The sequence below is a fragment of the Anthropogastromicrobium sp. genome, from assembly GCF_037349415.1.
GTDB lineage: Bacteria > Bacillota > Clostridia > Lachnospirales > Lachnospiraceae > Anthropogastromicrobium > Anthropogastromicrobium aceti.
In genome coordinates, this window is the sequence record NZ_JAXWCK010000029.1 from 59,136 (window position 1) to 77,599 (window position 18,464).

12 protein-coding genes are annotated in these 18,464 nt (G+C 41.9%); 1 reads left to right on the forward strand and 11 read right to left on the reverse strand.

What is annotated here, in order from left to right:
* The first annotated feature begins 22 nt into the window (after nt 1–22).
* Nucleotides 23–2,827: a glycoside hydrolase family 3 C-terminal domain-containing protein gene (locus WJP93_RS06385; RefSeq protein WP_337547359.1), complete on the forward strand. Its 2,805-nt coding sequence runs from the start codon at nt 23–25 to the stop codon at nt 2,825–2,827.
* A gap of 72 nt (nt 2,828–2,899) precedes the next feature.
* Here the strand turns inward: WJP93_RS06385 and trpS are convergent, their stop codons facing one another.
* The 11 genes from trpS to WJP93_RS06440 all read right to left on the reverse strand — a co-directional run bounded on the left by trpS (nt 2,900) and on the right by WJP93_RS06440 (nt 18,456).
* Complete coding sequence (gene trpS / locus WJP93_RS06390; RefSeq protein WP_066561475.1) at nt 2,900–3,988, reverse strand: tryptophan--tRNA ligase; 1,089 nt, start codon at nt 3,986–3,988, stop codon at nt 2,900–2,902.
* A 116-nt stretch (nt 3,989–4,104) separates the two neighbouring features.
* Nucleotides 4,105–6,219, reverse strand: coding sequence for an LTA synthase family protein (locus tag WJP93_RS06395; RefSeq protein ID WP_337547360.1), 2,115 nt, complete (start codon nt 6,217–6,219; stop codon nt 4,105–4,107).
* 42 nt (nt 6,220–6,261) lie between these two features.
* Nucleotides 6,262–8,976, reverse strand: coding sequence for a translation factor GTPase family protein (locus tag WJP93_RS06400; protein ID WP_337547361.1), 2,715 nt, complete (start codon nt 8,974–8,976; stop codon nt 6,262–6,264).
* Between the two features lie 19 nt (nt 8,977–8,995).
* The gene (gene hflX / locus WJP93_RS06405; RefSeq protein ID WP_227100871.1) at nt 8,996–10,243 is read right to left on the reverse strand and encodes a GTPase HflX; all 1,248 of its coding nucleotides are present in this window, start codon (nt 10,241–10,243) and stop codon (nt 8,996–8,998) included.
* On the reverse strand, nt 10,240–11,601 hold the full coding sequence (locus tag WJP93_RS06410; protein ID WP_262536862.1) for an MATE family efflux transporter: 1,362 nt from the start codon (nt 11,599–11,601) through the stop codon (nt 10,240–10,242). Before WJP93_RS06410 ends, hflX begins: the two co-directional genes overlap by 4 nt.
* A gap of 20 nt (nt 11,602–11,621) precedes the next feature.
* Nucleotides 11,622–13,634 (reverse strand): beta-galactosidase, encoded by a 2,013-nt coding sequence (locus WJP93_RS06415; RefSeq protein WP_262536863.1) that lies wholly within the window; start codon nt 13,632–13,634, stop codon nt 11,622–11,624.
* A gap of 27 nt (nt 13,635–13,661) precedes the next feature.
* Nucleotides 13,662–14,495, reverse strand: coding sequence for a deoxyribonuclease IV (locus WJP93_RS06420; RefSeq protein WP_337547362.1), 834 nt, complete (start codon nt 14,493–14,495; stop codon nt 13,662–13,664).
* A 14-nt stretch (nt 14,496–14,509) separates the two neighbouring features.
* Nucleotides 14,510–15,391, reverse strand: a complete 882-nt coding sequence (locus WJP93_RS06425) for an aldose 1-epimerase family protein (protein WP_337547363.1) — start codon at nt 15,389–15,391, stop codon at nt 14,510–14,512.
* Between the two features lie 8 nt (nt 15,392–15,399).
* A complete protein-coding gene (locus WJP93_RS06430) occupies nt 15,400–15,993 on the reverse strand; it encodes an HAD family phosphatase (protein WP_066561494.1) in 594 nt (197 codons plus the stop codon).
* Nucleotides 15,993–17,183, reverse strand: a complete 1,191-nt coding sequence (gene rlmD, locus WJP93_RS06435) for a 23S rRNA (uracil(1939)-C(5))-methyltransferase RlmD (RefSeq protein WP_337547364.1) — start codon at nt 17,181–17,183, stop codon at nt 15,993–15,995. The genes WJP93_RS06430 and rlmD overlap by 1 nt, the downstream gene beginning before the upstream one ends.
* Nucleotides 17,158–18,456: a CapA family protein gene (locus WJP93_RS06440; RefSeq protein WP_337547365.1), complete on the reverse strand. Its 1,299-nt coding sequence runs from the start codon at nt 18,454–18,456 to the stop codon at nt 17,158–17,160. The genes rlmD and WJP93_RS06440 overlap by 26 nt, the downstream gene beginning before the upstream one ends.
* Nucleotides 18,457–18,464: the final 8 nt, after the last annotated feature.

Genomic DNA, 18,464 nt, shown 5'->3' on the forward strand with positions numbered 1-18,464 from the left:
ATAATGAAAGGAAACCATTTCTATGAGTAAATTTACACTTGACTGGAAGCAATATGCTGCACTTGCAAGACAGGCTGCTGCTGAGGGCTGCGTGCTTCTTGAAAACAAAAACAATACACTTCCTCTTGCCGAGGGCGAGACATGTGCCGTATTTGGCCGTACTCAATTTGAGTATTATAAAAGCGGAACCGGATCTGGCGGTCTTGTTAATACAAGCTATGTACATGATCTTGACTATGCCCTTACAGAATCTTCTCTTATAATTGACGAGGAAGTAAAAACAGCTTACAAAAACTGGTTAAAAGATCATCCTTTTGATTTGGGAAATGGCTGGGCACAGGAGCCTTGGTGTCAGGTCGAAATGCCGCTTAGCGATGAACTTGTATCTGGCGCTGCTTCCCGCTGCCAGACTGCACTTATCGTAATCGGCCGCACTGCTGGTGAGGACCGTGACAATGCTGCTGAGAAAGGAAGCTGGTATCTGACAGACGGTGAAGAGGCAATGCTTGAAATCGTATGCCGCCATTTTTCACGTACAGTTGTTATCTTAAATGTTGGAAATATCATTGATATGAGCTTTGTTGACCGCTATGAGCCATCATCTGTTCTTTATATATGGCAGGGCGGCATGGAAGGCGGTTCTGGTGCTGTCGATGTCATCACCGGAAAGGTTCCTGCCAGCGGACGCCTCAGTGATACGATTGCTTATCATATTGATGACTATCCATCTACCCGGAATTTTGGCTGTGAGGATACCATTCGCTATGAAGAAGATATCTATGTAGGCTACCGCTATTTTGAAACATTTGCGAAGGAAAAAGTTCGCTATCCATTTGGCTATGGTCTGTCTTATACTACCTTTGATGTACAGGCTGCACTTGACATGTGTTCTCTGCCAGCCGGACTTGCAAAGGGCGAAGTTTCTAAAACCGATACCTTACATGTTACTTACGATATTACAAACACAGGCGATGCGGCAGGTAAGGAAACAATACAGTTTTATGTACAAAAGCCACAAGGTTTTCTTGGAAAGCCGTCTCGCGAGCTGATTCGTTTTGCAAAGACTGAACTTCTTGAACCTGGGGAAGGTGAAAGCGGTATTCTTGCAATTGACTTTTATGCACTTTCCTCCTACGATGACAGCGGCATTACAGGACATGCGTTTTGCTACGTGCTTGAGGAAGGCACCTATACAATTTTAGCTGGTACCAATGTGCGAAATGCAAAGGAAATCGGAAGCTTCGCGCTTACAGAAACAGTTGTTTTAGAAGAACTCTCACAGCAGCTTGCTCCTCGCCGCCATCTTGAGCGCATGACTCCTAAGACAAATGAGGATGGTACACTTGTACCTATTATTCAGGCTGCTCCTGTTTACTTACAGCATTACAGTGAGGATACATGTCCGCAATGTGCTGACTATACTGGTGATAAGGGCTATAAGCTTGATGACGTAAAACGCGGCATTGTTTCTATGGACGAATTTCTTGCACAGCTGTCTGATCTCGATTTGTGCCATATAGTAAAGGGCGAAGGCATGTCAAGTCCAAAAGTAACACCTGGAACTGCTGCTGCTTTCGGTGGTCTGACACCAAATCTTACATACTTTGGTATCCCGGCTGGCTGCTGCACAGATGGTCCGTCCGGCCTTCGCATGGACTGCGGTACTAACGCATTTAGTCTTCCTGGCGGAACCTTGCTTGCCTGCACGTTCAACACAAGCCTGAACGCTGATCTTTTTGAGATGGAAGGAATCGAGATGAGAAATAACCATATCGAAAGCCTTCTTGGACCTGGCATGAATATTCACCGCTGTCCGTTAAACGGCCGTAACTTCGAATATTTCTCTGAGGATCCACTTTTAAGTGGTGTGATCGCCGCCTCTCAGTTAGAGGGAATGGGACGCGCTGGTGTAACAGGAACAATCAAGCATTTCTGCGGAAACAATCAGGAGTATCACCGTCGTTTTGTGGACAGTGTCATTTCTGAGCGCGCAGTTCGTGAAATCTACTTAAAGGGCTTTGAGATTGCTGTAAAAAGCGGCTATGCAAGCTCTATTATGACTACCTACGGAAGCGTAAATGGTCTTTGGACTGCTGGAAACCATCAGCTTAACACAGATATTTTGCGTAGTGAGTGGGACTTTGACGGCATCGTTATGACAGACTGGTGGGCTGAGATCAACAATGCACCAAAGGACAAGCCATCTCATGAAAAATTTGCTGCTATGGTTCTCGCGCAGAATGATCTCTACATGGTAACATCCGATACAACACAGGTAATGGGTGATCTTGAAGCTGCACTTGCAAGCGGTCGTTTAGAGCGCCGTCATCTGACTCGCTGTGCTGAAAATATCTGCCGCTTTTTGATGAACTCCCCTGCTCTTCTTCGTCTTACTGGCAAAGAAGCAGAGATTGAGCTTGTAAATGTACCGGAAAATGCACAGATTACTTCTGATTTTGATATCGTATATCATGATATCAAGGGAGTTACCACACTTCCTCTTACTGGAATTTCCAGCGAAAAGGGCGACAGCCATATGTTTGGAATCACCACTGAGGGCTTTGGTACTTTCCGTATCAGCATCACAGCTTCCTCAGAGTCCACACCACTCGCTCAGATGCCGGTATCTGTCTTTGTAGACAATCAGCTGTTTGGCACCTACATTTTCAACGGAAGTGAAGGAAAGGAAGTGACACTCTCCAGAGAGGGCGGTGTATTTGGCTTCCACCACTATGTACGCCTTTACTTTGGTCATGGCGGTCTTACTCCAATTTCCATAACATTTGAGCCAATTGATATTGTCACTAGCTTTAGCGATAAAGATTGATAAAAAAGAGGCGTTCAAAGTTCGGTTAACTCGCACCGGACTTTGAACGCCCTTATTTTGTTTCTATTTTCCTTAGATTCCCTTATACTTCTCGCTCTGTGCCTTAATAAGCTCAACATCATCAAAATAGTTGATCTTCATTGCACTCTTTACCTCAGACAATGTCTGTGCCGCAACCTCTCTTGCAGCCTCGGTACCCTTGCGAAGAATGTTATAAACTTCTGGAATATCCTTCTCGTATTCCTTACGTCTCTTACGAATCGGCTCTAACTCTTCCTGAATGATGTTATTTAAGAACTTCTTTACCTTTACATCGCCAAGACCGCCTCTTGTGTAATGAGCCTTTAATTCATCCAGATTTGCATAATCTGGCAGATATCTCTCAAAGTGCTCCGGCTTACAGAATGCATCCAGATAAGTAAATACTGTATTGCCCTCAAGATGTCCCGGATCGCTGACAAGAAGATGCTCTGGATCGGTATACATGCTCATGATCTTCTTCTTTACATCTGCTTCACTGTCAGACAGATAGATACAGTTTCCAAGAGACTTACTCATCTTTGCCTTGCCGTCGATACCTGGCAGACGAAGACATGCCTGATTAGTAGAAATTAAAGCGCTTGGCTCAACTAATACTTCATCATATACAGAATTAAACTTGCGGACGATTTCTCTTGTCTGCTCGATCATCGGAAGCTGATCCTCTCCAACTGGAACTGTCGTCGCCTTAAATGCAGTGATATCTGCAGCCTGACTGATCGGGTAGGTGAAGAATCCAACTGGAATGCTTGCCTCGAAATTTCTCATCTGAATCTCAGACTTTACAGTAGGATTTCTCTGAAGTCTTGCTACGGTAACAAGATCCATATAGTAGAAAGTCAGCTCACACAGTTCCGGAATCTGGGACTGGATTAAGATATTACTCTTTGCCGGGTCTAATCCGCATGAGAGGTAATCAAGCGCTACTTCGATGATGTTCTGACGAACCTTCTCCGGGTTTTCAATATTATCTGTTAATGCCTGTGCATCTGCAATCATAATAAATATCTTGGAATATTCACCAGAGTTTTGCAGTTCTACTCTTCTTCTTAAAGAACCTACATAATGTCCTACGTGAAGTCTTCCTGTCGGTCTGTCACCTGTTAATATAATCTTTTCCATGGTCTGTTTTACCCTTTCCTAGTTACTGTCTCCAGTCGTATCGCCGACCTTTGAACCTTGATATAATCATATCTCACTTTTTGCTGTACGTCAATCCATATCGTCAAACTATACAACTAGTGATTTACCTCAACACGACAGCTTCTTGTCGTGCTAAGAATTGTCTTGCCATAATCATCCTGCTGTGCCACGCACACCTCAAGACTTCCTCCAAGTTTGAGATCTTCTATCTTAATCAGATTCTGGTGCTGTGAGGTTGGCTCATACTGCTTTCCATTTATGATTACAATTGAAAACTCATTAAAATTGCTTCCATACAGCCACATTGTATCATCTTTGTATACAACACGATCTAATGTTATTGGAAGAATGCCCATCTTAAGATTCTTCGGCTGATACGGATTTTCGCCTCCAAATACCTCTTTATCACCATACAGCATATCATACTCAATAACAGCCATTGAGTCTAAATATGCACTTTCGTTTGCATTCTGCTCCTTAAAATATTTCTGATGATAACGGAACATAATTCCCTCATTGATGCCCATTCGCTGCATTACATATGCACCAAGCTGGTATGCCTCGACGTTTTTATCCTGCTTTTCCATCTGGAAATTACTCCACAAAATATATTTTGTTGTGAAGAGATTTCCCTGGTTCATATCAGTCTCCTCAATTCCAAGACTTGGCAAGTGATCACCATACATAACAAGAATACACGGCTCATTAAAGTCCTTTAATTGTCTTGTCAGCTCAGCTACAAACAAATCCATTTCATAAATCTGATTTGCATAGTAGGTCAGCTGATTTTGTCTGGCCTCATCCTCTTCTTTTAACGTCACTTTGATGTGAGGATCCTTAAGTACCTCTTCTGTCGGATACGCGCCATGTCCCTGCACAGAAATTGTATAGATAAAGTCACTTGTATCAGTTGACTCCATCGCCTCGATAATGTTGGTAGTAAGTACCTTATCCTTTGCCCAATTTTCAGGCGTATATGTCAGGTTATACATATACTCCATGCTCGTAAAGGTATCAAAGCCCAGACGTGAAAATACCATGTTTCGATTATAGAATGTAGCAGAATTGTTATGAATTGCATGAGATGTATAGCCAATGTTGTCATAACAATACGGTAGGCTCTCACATGTCTGCTCACGAAGTACTGTCTGATATGGATATTCGCCGCAGCCGAAGAAATCCAAATTCATGCCTGTCAAAATCTCAAACTCTGTGTTGGCTGTTCCCGCACCGACAGATGGAACGCTCAAAAAACCAGACGAGCATGTATCAAACAGGCGATGGTAATTAGGAATCGGATCTTCATTTACTGTCACATCATTCAAATCAGTAATATCAAAGAATGACTCTAACTGAAGATAAATAACATTGACGCCTGCATCGTACTCTTCGATTGGTGCCTTTGTCTCTTCTTCATATTCTTCTGGGACAGATACTTCCTCTGGTGCCGTAGTTTCCACTGGATCAATCTCTACTTCAGTGTTTACAGGCACAACCTCTTCATCCAGGATATTTTCTACCTTTTGCGCATCGTAATTATCAGGCTTTGAAATTCCAGTACTGATGTATGAATTTGTAAAGCAGTAGGCAAGACCATAAGTCTGATAAGCTTCCGCGATATTGCTGAAATTACGCGGTAAAATTGCAGACCAACGGCCAACACCCCAAAAATAAACTGTTAACAATGCCACAGTTACTACACTTGCCGCACCCTTTTTGTAATTTGGCCTTTTTTCAAGACGTGCTGCCTTTTTAAACAACACAACTATAAGCACAATACACGCTGCAATCACAGCACCGATTGCTACAAATCCAATTCCCGATACATAATGATTCATGACCTGCATCGCAGAATCAATCAGGCTTAAATCATGCCAGTTAAACGGTGTTGTTCGAAACAACAGCAAAACAAAATCTGTAACGCCTATTGCGCCCCAAAAAATCGCCACAAGTCCTCTGACAAATCCCCACCTTCTTGTCAAAAACATAAACGAATATGTTGTAAGCACAATCATAAAGTTCATTAAAAACAAATGCGGTGTCACAAATACAAAATGAAGCAGACTAAATAATGATTTTCTGCTGAGTAATTCCAACAGCAAAACAGTTACAATTGTACTGCCAAACCACACAGCAAGCGGATGACAATCAATTTTCATCCATCCTTCTTTTTTAATCTTCTCTGCAAAGGATTTCTTTTTTCCCTTCATAGAAATTTCTCCTCTCAGTCGAAATCACTTTCAAATGTTTTTTTACTTTTCCCCTTGTTTACCAATATCAATTTTTTTATCATTTTTTTCCAGACGAATCTCATCAAGCTTTTTCTTAACATCATCAGATGTCTCATGAAACAAATAGACTTTACCGCTGTCTGACTTTGTTGTGCACATTTCGCGAATCTCATGACCGGCACTTTCAATTTGCTTTTTTAAGCCAAGTGCTGACATACGCACACCACCCTGTCCAAGAATGATAACCTGCTCAAGACCATCTGATGTAGCCACAGTTACGCGATGCTTTCTTCCCATTGCATGAACTGTTTTTTCAATATATTGATCTGCTGTCTCTGCCTCTTTTGTGTACACAATGTAAATATTGTGGTACTTTTCAACATGCTCTGTTCCTCCTGGCACCTTATAGGCATCAAACACAAGGATCAGCTTACACTTGCTGTAACCCTGATAATTACTTAAAATATCCATCAATGTAAGCCTTGCTGCCGCAATATCTGTCTTTGAAAGCTCATTTAATTCTGGCCAGCCAAAGATAATATTATAGCCATCTACAAGAAGATATTCCTCTTCTTGCTGCTTTTTCTTTGCTGGGCGATATGTAGATGCTCCCTTTGGCGCTGAGGATTGATACTGCTCCTCGTCATCTTGGCGATACACCTTTACAGGTCCATAGGTCCTCTCAAAGATCTGCTTTAGCTCCTCATTCTCTGCCTCATAGTCTTCAAGAGAACGTACTATTTCCTGCTTAGCACGTTTTGCCTCATTTGCTGCACGAAGCATTTTCTCTTCTTCTGATTCCTGCTCCATACCTTCAATATGCATATAATCTGGCACTTCATACCATGGAACAACAAAGCCTGCTCCATGCGCGCAAAATACTGAGTCTGGCGTATTTGACAGATCTGCTTCCGGCAAATAGCCGATGCGTTCCACTACCTCTTCCTCATTGTGGCACGGTGCATATCCCTTTAATGTACAAAAAAGACGACCATGACCTCTGCTGTAGGCAACGACCTCTCTTTGATAGCCCCGCATCGTTGATACTGGTGCTGTTCCAGAAAGTATGCTTAGCTCTCCTTCCTGCTCAGGAGCAGAAAACGTACCGCACATCTGCTGAATATCAGTCATTGCTCTTCCAATACATTCTGATGGAATTTCAAGACGGTACGCGTACACAGGCTCTAAGAGTCTGCTCTTTGCTTGCATCAAGCCCTGTCTGACAGCACGGTAAGTAGCCTGTCTAAAATCTCCTCCCTCTGTATGCTTTATGTGAGCACGGCCTGCTATAAGTGTGATCTTCGTATCGGTCAGCTCTGAGCCTGTCAGCACACCCTTATGTTTTTTTTCTTCTAGGTGCGTTATAATAAGGCGCTGCCAGTTCTTTGAAAGCAAATCTTCGCTGCAGTTTGTCTCATAAACCATTCCGCTGCCTGGTTCTCCCGGTTCTATTAAAAGGTGAACCTCTGCATAATGACGAAGCGGCTCAAAATGACCGATTCCCTCAACAGTATTCTCCACAGTTTCCTTGTAAATAATGGAACCAGAAGTAAAAAAGGCTTCCACGCCAAAGCGCTCACGAATCAAACTTTGCAAAATTTCAATCTGCACCTCACCCATGACTCTCGCATGAATCTCAGAAGTCTCCTCCTGCCATACAAGCTGCAGCTGCGGCTCCTCCTCCTCTAACACAGAAAGCTTTCTATACATCTCGTGAATATCAATCTCTGGCGAAAATGACACGCAGTATGTAAGAACAGGTTCCAAAATCGGCGTTTGCGCCTGAATCTCACAGCCTAAACCTTGTCCTGTCACAGTATCATTTAATCCAGTTACGGCACAAACCATACCAGGCTGTGCCTCTGATACTGATGTAAATGAAGCACCTGAGTAGACGCGGATCTGATCAATCTTTTCCTCACCAATCACCTGCTTTGCTTTAAGCACACCGCCTGTCACCTTTAAATATGTCAGTCGTTTTCCCTGTGCATCACGTGCAATTTTAAATACACGTGCTCCAAACAAATCGCCATACACTGGTACTGTCGTATACATCTCAAAGCCTTCCAGAAATTCTGTTATACCCTGCATCTTTAAAGCTGAGCCAAAATAACATGGAAAAAGCTTTCGATCCTTGATCTGCTTTTTTATATGTTCCAGTCTAATCTTTCCAGTCTCAAAGAACTGTTCCAATAATTCCTCATCTGTCTCTGCCAGACGCTCATCGAAATTTTCAAGATCAGAAAAGTCTACGCAGCGGCCATCAAGGCGTTTCTGCAGCTGCAGCAGCGTTTCTTCTTTATCAGCACCTGGCTGATCCATTTTATTAATAAAAAGAAATACAGGAACATTATACTGCTTTAACAAACGCCACAATGTCTGCACATGACCAGACACGCCATCTGCAACACTAATTACCAATATTGCATAATCAAGCACCTGAAGTGTTCGTTCCATCTCTGCCGAAAAATCCACATGGCCTGGCGTATCTAAAAGCGTAAGCTTTCTGTTTTTCAAATTTAGCTCTGCCTGCTTGGAAAAAATCGTAATTCCTCTGTTTTTCTCAAGCTCATACGTATCTAAAAATGCATCCTTGTGGTCAACTCTTCCCAGCTTTCTTGTGCTGCCTGTCAGGTAGAGCATACTCTCAGCCAATGTTGTCTTTCCTGCATCTACGTGCGCCACAATTCCGGCAACGGTATGTGCACATTCTTTTATCTGAGCCGTTTGCTCCATCTTAAGCCCTCCTGATCATTTACTGAATCTGGTTATAATATTCGTTTGGAACATATCCGGTGACAGCTACGCCATCATCACGATACTCCTCTGTTACAATCTGTCCATACTTGCGAAGCAACTGAATTTTTCCCATCTCATCGTATCCATAGAGACGCTCCACATATTTTTTGCGATTTCTCAGAAAAGAAAGAAGCACCTCGCGCAGCTCGTCAAGACCTGTGCCATCTTTTACTGAAATCTCAATTGTGCGGTCTGCCTGCATATCTCGCTCGAAAAGATTTTTTTCTTCTTCTGATAACAGATCCTGCTTATTCATAAGAGTAAAGATTGGTTTTCCCTCTACACCTAACTCCTTTAATGTCTGGTATACAACCTGCATCTGAGTCTCATGCTCTGGATTTGAACAGTCTACAACATGAACAATCAGATCAGCATGCTTTGCTTCCTCAAGCGTACTTCGAAATGCATCAATCAAATGATGTGGAAGCTTATCAATGAAGCCTACTGTATCCGTCATTAAAAGCGGCTCATCATTGCCTAAACTAAGCAGTCTTGTTGTTGGATCAAGCGTTGCAAACAGCTTGTCCTCTGCAAGTACCTCTGAACCAGTCAGCTTATTTAACAAGCTTGATTTTCCAGCATTTGTATATCCCACAATTGCAGCAACTGGTATATGCGTATCATTTCTTCTTTTTCTTGTAACTTCTCTTGTGCGCTTTACCTGCTCAAGCTCCGACTTTAACTGACCTATACGCTGATGAATCAAACGTCGGTCTGTCTCAAGCTTACTCTCACCTGGTCCTCTTGTACCAATACCACCGCCTAATCTCGACATAGACTGACCCATTCCTGTCAGACGATTTGCACGGTAACGAAGCTGTGCCAGCTCAACCTGAATTTTTCCCTCACTGCTTCTTGCGCGAGATGCAAAAATATCAAGAATTACCATTGTACGGTCAAGCACATTAAAGCCAAGCTCCTGCTCTAAATTTTTCATCTGAGCTGGTGTAAGCTCATCATCACACACAATACCGTCTGCGTCTAACTGTGCTGCCAGCTGGCGAATCTCTTCAATCTTTCCTTTTCCAACATAAGTAGCTGAAATTGGATGATCAAGATTCTGATAGATAGAGCCGACGGCCTCACCGCCAGCTGTATCCACCAAAAGAGCAAGCTCCTCCAGCGATGCTCTTACTCTGCTCTCCTCTGCCGTATTCACCGCAACTAAAAGCAGACGTTCTTTTTTTTGTGCTGTTTCTATCATAAATTACATTTACCCTTTCTTTCTTCGTCCTTTTTTAAGATGCCTTTCATTATAAACAGATAAGCAATCCAAAGGAAAATTCCAGCAGTCACCCATGCGCTTGCATTAGCAACACAGATACCTGTATAACTTTTTGCACTTGCTGCCATGAATGCAAACACACTTCTGCTGATCAGCTCAACGACACCTCCAAGTGTAGGAAACAGTGCATATCCACATCCCTGAAGTACATTTCTATAAATAAAAATCATACCAAGCGGAATAAAGCAAAGTCCACAGATTTGAATATACTCGCGCACATAGCCGATCACCGTGGTCAGATCACCGTCAAAGAACAGTGATGTCATAAAAGGAAGTATAGCAAGAACGACAAAGTAAATAATTACAGCATAGCTACAGCTAAGAACCATTGCTGTCTTTTGGCCTTTTCTTATACGCTCAGTAGAATGTATGCCCCAGTTTTGTGCACTGTATGTTGCCATTGTCATGCCCATTGCCTGAAATGCCTGAGTCACAAGCTGCTCTACCTTGCAGGCTGCTGTATAAGAAGCAACTACTGTAGAGCCAAGCAAATTCAATGCTGCCTGTAAAATCATAGTTCCGATTGCAGTGATAGAAAATTGGAGAGCCATTGGAATACCAATATTTAACTGAATTTTCGCACCAATTGGATCGAGCTTAAAGTGCTCCTTCTTTAGTTTTAGTATATCTACTTTTGTAAGCAAAAATACAAGACATAAAATTCCTGAAACACCCTGTGAAATAACTGTTGCAATGGCAGCACCAGCTACGCCCCATGACAATACCATGATGAAGAACAAGTCAAGAACAACGTTTAACAGTGCTGATAAAATCAGAAAATAAAGCGGAACTTTACTGTTTCCTACTGCACGTAAAATGCTAGCTGTTAAATTATACAATGTTGTAAATATAATACCCACACAGATGATAACAATATATTCCTTTGACATATCAAAGATATCCTCTGGCGTCTGCATTATGCGAAGCAGCCAGTCCATGCCAAGCAAGCTCGCAATTGTCATAATAACAGTCACAATCAAGCCAAGCACAAAAGCATTGCCGACACTCTTTCTAAGCCCTTCATAGTCGCCTGCTCCATAACGCTGTGATGACAAAACAGTAAAGCCTGTCGTCAATCCATTCATAAAACCAAGAATGAAAAATACAATTGTTCCGGTTGCACCTACCGCAGCAAGTGCATCTGATCCAACACCTTTTCCTACTATAATCGTATCGACCATATTGTAAAGCTGCTGAAATACACATCCTAACAATACAGGGACTAAAAACTTTAAAATCAGCTTTAATGGGCTGCCTTTTGTCATATCAAGATTCATAGTGTTTTCCTCCTGTTTACTTAAATCTCCTCTACTACAAAGCCCCATGGTGCAAGCGTCAAACGATCTTTTTTCAAAACTGCGCCCTCCTCTTTGAGCACTCTTGATACCTTTGACGCCTCTTTTGGCAGCTTCACGCTCTGTTCCTTTCCTGAATAATTAAACAGATAGCGAATCTTTTTCCCCTCCTGATTTACACCCTCTTTTATGATAACTGGAAATGCAATTTCCTGCTTCCAGCCCCAAAGTCCTGCCTCTTTTACAATGCTGGCAGTCAATTTCTTTATGTATGCACTGCTTGTCTTGCAGGCGATATAATAGCAAGTACCTTTGCCCCAGCTGTTTTTAGTTACCGCGGCATACTCTTTCCACATATAATGATCATAAAAGGCAAGTACCTTTGCCCCAGTTGGCTCAACTAACTCCATAAAGTCTTGTACCTGCAATTCATCCTTTGACACGCCAAATGTTTCACCAGACAGACCAACATTTTTTGGTGCAGTAAAACGATCATACCAGGCACCCATGCACTCAGAAAGACCTGCCGGCTGTCTGTCACAATTCACCTTGACATGCTCATCAGTAAAGCCTGTCTTAAAGGTAGCAACAAGTGTACCTCCATTTGCTGCAAATGCTGATAAACGCTCAAATACTTCCTTTGGCGCACTATATAATGCAGGGACAAAAATCACTTTATATGCATCGAGATTAGTTTCATCTGTCCAGATAATATCACACTCTATATTCTGCTCATAAAGTGCATCATAAATCCAGCGCACAACATCATTATAGGAAGTTTTTCCGCCAGGAATTTGGAACCAGTTAAGCGCAGTTAATGCTTCATTGCTGACCATAATAGCAGCCTGATTCGTTTTCTTTAAGTGAATCAATTTGTCGCTTAAGGCCTCAAATGATTTTCCTATCTGGCTAACCTCACGATAAATTGCATTCTCCTGCAGATCATGACTTAAAATACCTTTCCAGTATGTTTCACATGCATTGTGAATTGAATGCCAATGCCAGTACATCACACTGTCAGCTCCGCTTGCAAGATGAGAAAATGCCTGTAATTTAAGCTGACCTGGATATGGTGTCCACTCTGGAAAACCTTGTGCTTCTGTCTCAATTACAAGATAATTATCCTTTTTAAGTGAACGTGTCATATCACCACAGAAGGAAATTTCCTTTCCTGTCAGATCATCCTGTGATGGATGATAAATATCACAGCCTGCTATTGTAAGTGCCTTTGATGCAGCCGGATGGTCAACATCTGTTTGAACACCGTAAGAATGACCCTTCCATGCAAAGTCAAAATTATGAGTAACAAACTGATCCTCGCGCAGATATTCCTGCACAATGCTTCTTTGCCACATCAAAAATTCCGTTACAAGACTTCTTTGAAACTGCTCAAATGCACAGCCAAGGCTTCCATTTATAGTACCTCTTACACTTGGAAACTGCTCCCAGCTGTTAATTCTGTTACTCCAGTAATCCAGTCCGAAATCGTGATTGAACCTCTCAATATCTCCCTGATACTGCTTCTTAATCCATGATACAAATGCCTGCTGTACATTTTCGCTGCTCGTACCAAAATGCTTTGTCTCATTGTCAAGCTGAAATCCAATAACGCAGGAATAGTCCTTTACCACTTCCATCAGCTTACGAATAATACGCTCGCAGTAGAAACGGTAAGCGTGATGTGTTATGTCCATAATCTGACGCGCACCGTATGGACGTTGCCCACTCTTATCTGTCACCATGATATCCGGATACTTTTTTGCCATCCAAGCTGGTATTGCATATGTTGGTGTTCCGATAATAACATTAATTTTTTCACGTTCACAAGCTTCTAGTACCTTTGTGACATGAGAAAAATCAAACACTCCGTCTTCTGGCTCTTCTGTGCTCCAAGTCGACTCTGCAATCCTGATTACATTGATTCCTGCCTTTTTCATCATAGCAAGATCCTTGTCAAGCCGTTCATACGGCATATACTCATCATAATATGCACAGCCATATAATAAATGATCCATCACGCTTTCCTCCTGCTGTTTTTTAATTTATTGCTCCTGCCACTTACGCACCATGGCAATCTCTCTTGCATAACCGTCATCCTCGTTAGGTGTCTCAAGAATAAATGGACGACCCTGAAGCGCCGGATGAGTGACAACTCTTCTTAAAGCTTCCTCTCCAATTTTTCCAAGACCAAGCTTTTGATGGCGATCCTTATGTGCACCGCAATCATTCATACTGTCATTTAAATGTACAGCACACAGTTTGTCAAGACCGATCAGACGATCAAACTCAGAAAGAACTTCATCAAGATGATTAACGATATCATAACCGCCGTCCCACACATGACATGTATCAAAACAAACACCAAGTTTTTCCTTACATGAAACACGGTCCATGATTTCTTTTAATTCCTCAAAGCTTCTTCCGACCTCGCTTCCCTTTCCGGCCATCGTCTCAAGTAAAATCGTTACGCTCTGTGTACTGCTTATGCACTCATTTAACGCTGCTGCTATAAGCTCAATGCCGGCTTCGCTTCCCTGACCAACATGTGAACCCGGATGAAAATTGTAAAAGGCACCTGGCAGATATTCCATACGCCTTATATCATCCTTTAGCATCTCCACAGAAAATTTGCGAATATCCTCCTTTGCTGCACAAACATTCATTGTATATGGTGCATGTGCAACAAGAGGACCAAATGAGTGATCTTTCATCAGTGTCAGAAGACGCTGTACATCTTCATCTTTTATCTCTTTTGCGCTTCCGCCTCTTGGATTTCTTGTGAAAAAGGCAAACGTATCGCCGCCAAGCGCTACTTCCTGTTTGCCCATCGCCTCATATCCCTTTGACGAAGAAACGTGATTTCCAATATAAATCATTCTCTATGCTCCTATCACTCTAGCGGCAGACCAATTGTATAAACACCATTAAATACACCGCCAACCTCTAGCATTCTTTCATATGCGCGCTCCTGAAGTGTACCTGTGAAATCATCTGCATCGCATCTTCCATGCCATGGCTCTAAGCATACAAATGGTGCATCGCTCGTTGGTGACCACAGTCCAAAGATTGGCTCATCAAACTGCATAACTACATACTCCTGTCCATCCGGATAAGCCAGTGCCAGACGTGATGCCTGATCATCCTTTGAAATAATAGCATCTCTTGAAAAAAGATCAGCTGTAAGCGGCAGGTCACGCGGCAATACAAGAGTATCATCCTCAAGTGCCATTGCATTTTCTGTAACACGATAGCAGGTAAATGTTCCTTCAATATTATCGCCCACGTGAAGATGATCTGTATCTGGACCAGCCTCTAGTGTCATACTGGTGAAGAATGCCGGGTGTGCACCAATGGAAAAATACATTTCTTTTGTATCTGTGTTGATTACATTCCAAAGTACAGTTACTTCTGTTCCCTTTAACTGATAACCAACCTCAAGACGGAATGTGAATGGATAATTTTCCATTGTCGTCTCGTTAGATACAATTGAAAACCACAGCGTATCCTGTGTCTGACTGTCCAGTGTAAATTCCATATCTCTCGCAAATCCATGCTGTGTCATTGTATAAGTCTTTCCATTATAGCGGTACTCTTTGTTTTTCACACCGCCGACAAACGGAAACAGAATTGGAGAATGACGCTTCCAATACTTTGGATCTCCATCAAATAAATATTCCTTTTTTGTTTTCTTGCCAACCAGACGCACAAGCTCTGCGCCGTGACTTGCAACCTCCAGATAAATGTGTTCGTTTTCTAATTGATATACTGCCATTTTTCCTCCTACATATTTTTTATTGTATTCATTGCATCTTCATAGCTGGTAAACACATGTCCATTCATTTTATTTCGCACTGCACCGTCAATATTTTCCTGTTTGTCATCAAAAAACAGACATTCTTCTGGCTTTAATGAAAATAATTCAAATAACTTCTGGTAGATCGCATCATCTGGTTTTATCATCTTGTAGCGAAATGATAATAGCACACCATCTGCCTGATCAATAAATGGAAGCTTTTCTCTGCTGTCATGCAGCTGCTGATCACTGAAATTGGACAATAGATACACACGATATCCCATTGACTTAAGCTTTGGCACCCATGTGCTTGTATACGGATACTCACCAACTGTACCATTTATATTTTCCATTACCATATAAATTTCTTTTTCAATACCAGGATCGTTCTCAATGAAGCGAGCCAAAAGTTCTTCTTTTGTCAGAACACCTCGGTCAATCTCGTTCCAGTCATCATTTAAAAAGACTGCATCTGCCAGACGTTTCTTTATTTCATCTGAAAATCCAAAATGATCCAGATGCTGCCGCCATGAAAACGGAATCAGTACATTTCCAATATCTAATACAATATTTTTAATCATTACTTTTTTCCTTTCTCAAGCAGACAGACTGTTTCCACATGTTCAGCCTTTGTCCACGGGAACATATCGACTGGTGTTGCCTGCTTTGTATGATAGCCTTTCTTTGCCAGATATTTAAGATCTCTTGCCAGTGTCTGCGGATTGCAGGAAACATATACAATGCACTTTGGATTTAAAACAGCAACCGAATCCATAAATGCTTCACTGCTTCCGCTTCTCGGCGGATCCATGAAGACAACATCGGCATGACTTCCCTCCTCTGCCATCTGTGTCATCTGTTCTCCTGCATCTCCCTGAAGAAAATGAATATTTGTCACATGATTTGCTCTTGCATTGGCAATTGCATCCTTTACAGCGAGCGCATTTAATTCAATTCCAAGTACAGTTTTTGCTTTTGATGCTGCAGTCATTCCAATAGTTCCAATTCCACAGTAAGCATCAATCGCAATTTCCTCACCTGTCAAATTTGCCAGCTCAACAGCCTTTTCATACAGCTTTTGCGTCTGAACCGGATTAATCTGATAAAAGGACTGCGCTGAGATACGAAAACGGTTATTGCAAAGCACATCTTCAATATAGCCCTTTCCGTACAATACAATATTTCTATCGCCAAGCACCATACTTGTCATACGGTCATTTACATTTAATACAACACTTGTAATCTCTGGATGCAGCTTTAAAAGTGCTTTCACAAAGTTATTCTTTGATGGGAACACTGGTGAAGTAACAACAAGAATCACTAGCACTTCACCTGTTGTAAAGCCTCGTCTGATCATAACATGGCGCAGCAGACCATAACGTGTGCGCTCACTGTAAATCGTAATCTTAAATGATTTGAGCAGTCCTCTTATATCACATATAATCTGATCTGCGGTCTGATCCTCTAACAGACAGGAATCTATCGGCACAACACTGTGACTTTTCTCCTCATAGATTCCAGAAAAAATTTCGCCTTTTTTATAGGAAAATGTTGCTGTCACCTTATTGCGGTAATGGTATGGATTTTCCATTCCGATAATTGGATTTACCGGACAAATTCCTTTTAGTTGTGTTCTCACATACTGTTCTTTTTCTGTAAGCTGTTTCTCATAACTTCCGTTAATATAAGTGCAGCCGCCGCACATACCGGCCGCTGCACACTTATTTGCATTTTTTGTCTTCAATTTAGTTTTCTCCATCTGTTGATTCATCTGTTAATTCATCTTTTGACGCATCTTGTTCCTTACTCTCGTCCAGATCGCATTTTGACAGAATCTGACTGCTTAATCCCTGCAAAGATGCCAGATCAAACTCCTCATTTCCAGATACAGACATACCATGGCGTGCTGCCAGATCACTTGTGTAATCAGCCAGCGGATATGTTGTGACAATGTCATAATATTCACTAGATTCTCTCTGCTCATAATGAGTTACAACAAAATCAAGTGAGTAATCTGAAATATGAGTTCCATCCTCTTCCTTACTGATTGTTATATTCGCCTGACCGCCAAGCATATTTTCCACTGTATTCTGGATTGACTGGAAATTGCCAAGTGAATAATAAACAAGAGTACGATCTCCATTTTCTGCTGTGATCCATTTAACAGGTTCTACTACATGAGGATATGATCCAATAATCAGATCAACACCATTGTCCGCCAGAAACTGTGCCTGACGCTCCTGCTCCTGCGTGTAGTCCATGCTGTTTTGCTCGCCCCAAAATGGAAATGCGATAATAAAATCAGCTTCCTCTCTTGCCTGCTTTAATACATCAGACAGCCAATCCTCATCATACTGATTTAATAAATATGGACTTGCATCCAGATCAGCTGTCTGGTTAGAACCATAGCTATAATTAATCATTGCAATCTTAATGTTATTTGTCTCCACATAAACAGGCTCATCCTTAGCCTCTCTGGAGTTATTTACACCAAGAAGCGTAATATTCGGATATTTTGTACTAAAATAGCTCATCATCGTATTCAGGCCGGCACTGCCTTCATCCATGATATGATTATTAGCAGCAAGAACAACATTGATTCCTGCATCTGCCATACCATCCGCAAGTTCCACTGCAGTGTTGAAAATACCTGTCTCAGTAGAGGTCGCCCCAAGTTCAATACCACCTAACACAGTATCCTGACTAATCACAGCAAGATCGGCTGCCTTAAAGATATCAGCCATATTTGCAAAATGCTTAGTAAAATCATATGTTCCATCAGCATTCTTTGCGCTTAATGTACAGGAACGATGCATAAGATTGTCTCCTACTGCGACAAGCTTAGCACTAGTTGGCTTAAACACCTCCTCCGTAACCACTTCTGTATCTGCCTGTACCTGATTTGTCGGTGCCTGTCCATCCACATCAATCGGATATCCCGGATCTTGTACCGGTGTCTGTGAACTAATACTTGCCTTAGCACTCTTAAAACCAGCTAATAAAATACTTCCATAATGGTATCCAAAATAACCAATTACAGCCACCGTAACTA

Bases quoted from the DNA above. Each gene is read 5' to 3' on its own strand.
- WJP93_RS06430 (WP_066561494.1), bottom strand. From the start codon at position 15,993: ATGATTAAAAATATTGTATTAGATATTGGAAATGTACTGATTCCGTTT.
- WJP93_RS06400 (WP_337547361.1), bottom strand. From the start codon at position 8,976: ATGGAGCAAACGGCTCAGATAAAAGAATGTGCACATACCGTTGCCGGA.
- hflX (WP_227100871.1), bottom strand. From the start codon at position 10,243: ATGATAGAAACAGCACAAAAAAAAGAACGTCTGCTTTTAGTTGCGGTG.
- WJP93_RS06410 (WP_262536862.1), bottom strand. From the start codon at position 11,601: ATGAATCTTGATATGACAAAAGGCAGCCCATTAAAGCTGATTTTAAAG.
- WJP93_RS06420 (WP_337547362.1), bottom strand. From the start codon at position 14,495: ATGATTTATATTGGAAATCACGTTTCTTCGTCAAAGGGATATGAGGCG.
- WJP93_RS06395 (WP_337547360.1), bottom strand. From the start codon at position 6,219: ATGAAGGGAAAAAAGAAATCCTTTGCAGAGAAGATTAAAAAAGAAGGA.
- trpS (WP_066561475.1), bottom strand. From the start codon at position 3,988: ATGGAAAAGATTATATTAACAGGTGACAGACCGACAGGAAGACTTCAC.
- WJP93_RS06385 (WP_337547359.1), top strand. From the start codon at position 23: ATGAGTAAATTTACACTTGACTGGAAGCAATATGCTGCACTTGCAAGA.
- rlmD (WP_337547364.1), bottom strand. From the start codon at position 17,183: ATGAATCAACAGATGGAGAAAACTAAATTGAAGACAAAAAATGCAAAT.
- WJP93_RS06415 (WP_262536863.1), bottom strand. From the start codon at position 13,634: ATGGATCATTTATTATATGGCTGTGCATATTATGATGAGTATATGCCG.
- WJP93_RS06425 (WP_337547363.1), bottom strand. From the start codon at position 15,391: ATGGCAGTATATCAATTAGAAAACGAACACATTTATCTGGAGGTTGCA.